General features: G+C 38.9%; 4 protein-coding genes. All 4 read right to left on the reverse strand.

From position 1 onward, the window contains the following. The coding region (locus ACJMLZ_RS00235) for a tetratricopeptide repeat protein (RefSeq protein WP_405303319.1) at positions 1 to 762 on the reverse strand (762 nt) is incomplete at its 3' end. Between the two features lie 141 nt (positions 763 to 903). Beyond that, entirely contained in the window at positions 904 to 1,263 is a 360-nt protein-coding gene (locus ACJMLZ_RS00240; RefSeq protein WP_405303320.1) for a hypothetical protein, read from the reverse strand. Between the two features lie 27 nt (positions 1,264 to 1,290). Then, on the reverse strand, positions 1,291 to 1,812 hold the full coding sequence (locus ACJMLZ_RS00245; RefSeq protein ID WP_405303321.1) for a hypothetical protein: 522 nt from the start codon (positions 1,810 to 1,812) through the stop codon (positions 1,291 to 1,293). Positions 1,813 to 2,296: 484 nt separating this feature from the next. Next, positions 2,297 to 3,784, reverse strand: a 1,488-nt coding sequence (locus ACJMLZ_RS00250; protein ID WP_405303322.1) for a DUF11 domain-containing protein, incomplete at its 5' end; no start/stop codon positions are given.

Genomic DNA, 3,784 nt, shown 5'->3' on the forward strand with positions numbered 1-3,784 from the left:
TATGAGCAGACATTTCTTGTCAATGCTTTTGGCACGTTTCAGGTCGGATATGCAGTCCATCCCCAACATATGCTGTGAGTATGCCTTGCCGAAGCGGGCAAAGTCATTTTCATGAACCCTTAAGGACACATCAAAGCTGGCGAGAGCCTCATCGAAACGGTTAAGCCTAATCAGGCATGATGCCTTCTTGTTTAAAAGCTTAAAAAGAATCTTTTTCTTGAATTTTGACGGATTTGCAAGTGCCTTGTCGTAAAATTCGATTGCCCTTTCATAATCGCCTTTTGCGGCGACCTCATCTCCCGCATAGATGTTTTTCTTTATTTTCGGAAAACTGTCCCTTTCCTTTGAGGATTTCTCCAAAAGCAATCTGTAATATTCAACATCCTCAACATGAGACCTTTTATAAAACCTCAAAGCCTTTACAAAGTGTCCCTGATGATAGAGAGCCTGTGACTTTAAAAACAGGGCTTCGCTGTAGCCGCCGTCATAATAGATTACCCGGTCAAGCTCTGATATTGCCTTTGCATAGCTTTTCAAATCCAAAAGATTTGCCGCATTATCGAGGACGTTTTTCATCTCGATTTCACGGGCGAGATGCTTGCATAAAAAGTATCTGTTCAGACGGTCAGGTCGGATTCTTTCAATGAAGGAATCATCTGCTGAAATCCAGCTTGTCCTTAAGTCGCCTAACTCTATCCTTATCGAATCACCGCTTTTGGCGACAGCCACATGAGGGGGAATGTTTAGAATTTCACTAATCATTAATAGTCATATTGGTAAAAATGAGTTAAATATTTTTTTAAAAATAAATTATTGCCGTTTAGCCATGAAAAAAATAAAAGGAGAATTGAAGGTGAAATACATGAACAAAAAAACATGGCTAAACAGCTGTCAGCATGATTTCTAAAAGACTATGCCTTCAACCCTTCTATATGAAAGCTCGTCAAACACATACCAGATCCGATTTTCGGACTCCACAATTTCCCTAAGTTCTGCCAATGAGGAAGCGCAAATCACTTCCTTTCCCTGTCTGTAGCACCAGAATTCCCCTTCAAGAGACACCCTGAATATTCCAGTGCCGTTTTCCAAATAATTGATTTCAAGTTCAACTGCCAATAACTCTTCCTGAAAATGAAGCGCCCTTTTAAGCTCGGCGTCTTTGACCTTGCTCAGGTCAAGCACCCCATAATCTATTTCACGCAGCGTATCGCTGGAGCAAAAATCCATTATCTCGCTTTTAAATATTGACAAATAAGTCCTCATTTACACCTCTTTAGGATGAATGTCAAGTCATTCATCCAATTCTATAAGTTCACACATTGATGCCGCAATCAGCTGGTTGAGCGGGTTTTCGGCTGAAAGGAACATGTCATCCGTGCCTGATTTGAATGGAGCGAAATACATTGAATCGCCGTCTTCAACAGTTGCGCCGAAGGTTACCTCATCATCAAGCACCCTGATTCCAAAGTCGGCAAACTCAAAGACGCATACGCCGACGCTTTCATGGATGACAAATGTCCTCTCCTTTTGTCCACACTCAAGCTTGAAGACCGCACCGCTGTCGGTTATTCTTCCGCTTGCATGAATCAGGCGGATGTAGATTCCGTTTTCCTTTGATTTTCTTTTGAGAAACTCGAAAAATGAATCGTCCATCTCATCAAAAGAGTATTTTTCGTCGGCCAAACCGGAATATGTCGGCATCATGTTGTCGGCTGTAAGCTCATCAACATAGAAATGAAAGTCATCCCTTCCGCATACGGCATTTTCAACAGTTTTGGATACATTTAAATTGATTTTTCTTGTCACTTTCATGTTATTTCCTCAAAATGGTAATGGTTATAAAGTTTTCTTGATAAATAAGCATAAAAGCAGCCGTTTAACCTTGAATTGAGTAGGAGTTAAACTATGATATTATGAAAAATGCAAATAGGAGTGGGCTAAACAGCTGCTGTCAAAATCACATAGCTTCAGCTATAACAAATAAGTCAGAACACCGCATCCTCTGCAGCGTTTATTATTACATGTGGCATTATTATCAACTCCCTTAAAATTGATAAATTCGTATAGAGTCAAATTTCTTAAATAAATGGCATGGTTTATTTACAAATAAACATAGGTACAATAATAATTATGAATTAGATAGTATATAAACTTTTCTGTTTTGAAAATAATTTTCACCTTATCCTGAAAAAAATGAAAAATGCCTTTGAGTAAATGTGTGTGTAAAAAATTGCTTTTAAAAAAAAATAAAAAAAGGGGTTAACTAGAAAAGAATCTAGTTAACGAATATTTTGAATTATTCTTTCCTGTTTGACCAAAAACTTCCTAAAATGATTAAAATGGCAATTGCAATATATGCTAAAGGATTACCGGTGCTTCTCATAACTTGTTTTACCGGCTCGTCAGGTGTTGGCTCAGGTCCTGGAACAGGTTCGGTTCTGTTTGTAACCTCGACTGTGCAGTTGGCGTAGTTGTTATCCAAACTGGTTTCGTTTACGCCGCATGTCACGTTGACGAAGTTGGTTATGAAGCCTTCCTTGAGGACTTTGCAGTAAATGAATAATGTAGCTTTTTCGCCTTTTGCCAAATCGCCGATTATCCATTCTCCACCTGATACGTTATATAATCCTTTTGATGATTCACAAGATATGTATTCAATATCATTTGGTAATACATCATATGCCACCACTTCAGTCGCAACGCACGGACCGTGATTGATCACTTCAATAATCCAGCACATTGTGTCATTTACATAGTAAACGTTTCTGTCTGAATTTTTCCTGACTTCCAAGTCCACAACAGGGTTGTTAACAGTTGTTGTGTTGTTTGCAACGTTGTTTGTTGTGTTTTTGTCAGGAGTGGATGAATTGACAATTGCAACGTTTGTAATGTTTCCTACAATTGCTGCCTTTGTAATTAAAACCAGGGAAACCGGAGTATCCGCATCCAAATCGCCGATAGTCCAAATTCCGTCAGAGTAATTACCGGTTGATGCAATCGCTTCAATCAGCTGCAATCCAGCAGGTAAAGTATCATTTACAGCAACGTCTTTTGCTACACTAGGACCGTTGTTTATAACAGTAATTGTCCATTCAACTGTATCATTTACATAAACTTCACAAGAGCTTACAGCTTTGCTGATTGTCAAATCACAGATTGGATTTGCAACAGTTGTGTTGTTGGCTCTGTTGTTTGATGTGTCAGGCTCATAAGTTGTAGTGTTGACAGTTACGACATTTGTAATTTCACCTTCGGTCATGATTTTTGTAACCAAAATAAGAGAAACAGGAGTATCAACATCGAGAGTTCCAATCTCCCAAATCCTAGTACTCATATCAAAGCTTCCTGTGCTTGGATTTGCGCTTATGATTAAAACATCTTCAGGTAGGACGTCCTTAACCATAACATCACAAGCAGGGCTTGGACCTACATTTAAAACGCTAATATTCCATTCAACGTTCTCTCCAACGTCGATAGATGAAGCATTAACTGTTTTATGAATAGTTAAATCACAAATAGGGTCTGCAACAGTAGTGTTATTCGCCTTGTTGTTGGTAGTGTTTGAGTCGTGAGTGGTTGTGTTTACTGTAACGATATTTATAAAGGTATCGTTTGAGACGAGTTTTGTAACCAGAACAAGAGAAACAGGAGAATCTGCAGTGAGATTTCCGATATCCCAAACACCAGTACTCTCATCAAAAGTACCGTTTGATGTCTGTGAGCTAATTATTAAGGCACCTTCAGGTAGAGTGTCTTTAACAATAACGTCACGGGCGGTACTTGG

Origin of the sequence: Methanobrevibacter sp. (genome assembly GCF_045126245.1) — an archaeon.
GTDB lineage: Archaea > Methanobacteriota > Methanobacteria > Methanobacteriales > Methanobacteriaceae > Methanocatella.

Bases quoted from the DNA above. Each gene is read 5' to 3' on its own strand.
- ACJMLZ_RS00240 (WP_405303320.1), bottom strand. From the start codon at position 1,263: ATGAGGACTTATTTGTCAATATTTAAAAGCGAGATAATGGATTTTTGC.
- ACJMLZ_RS00245 (WP_405303321.1), bottom strand. From the start codon at position 1,812: ATGAAAGTGACAAGAAAAATCAATTTAAATGTATCCAAAACTGTTGAA.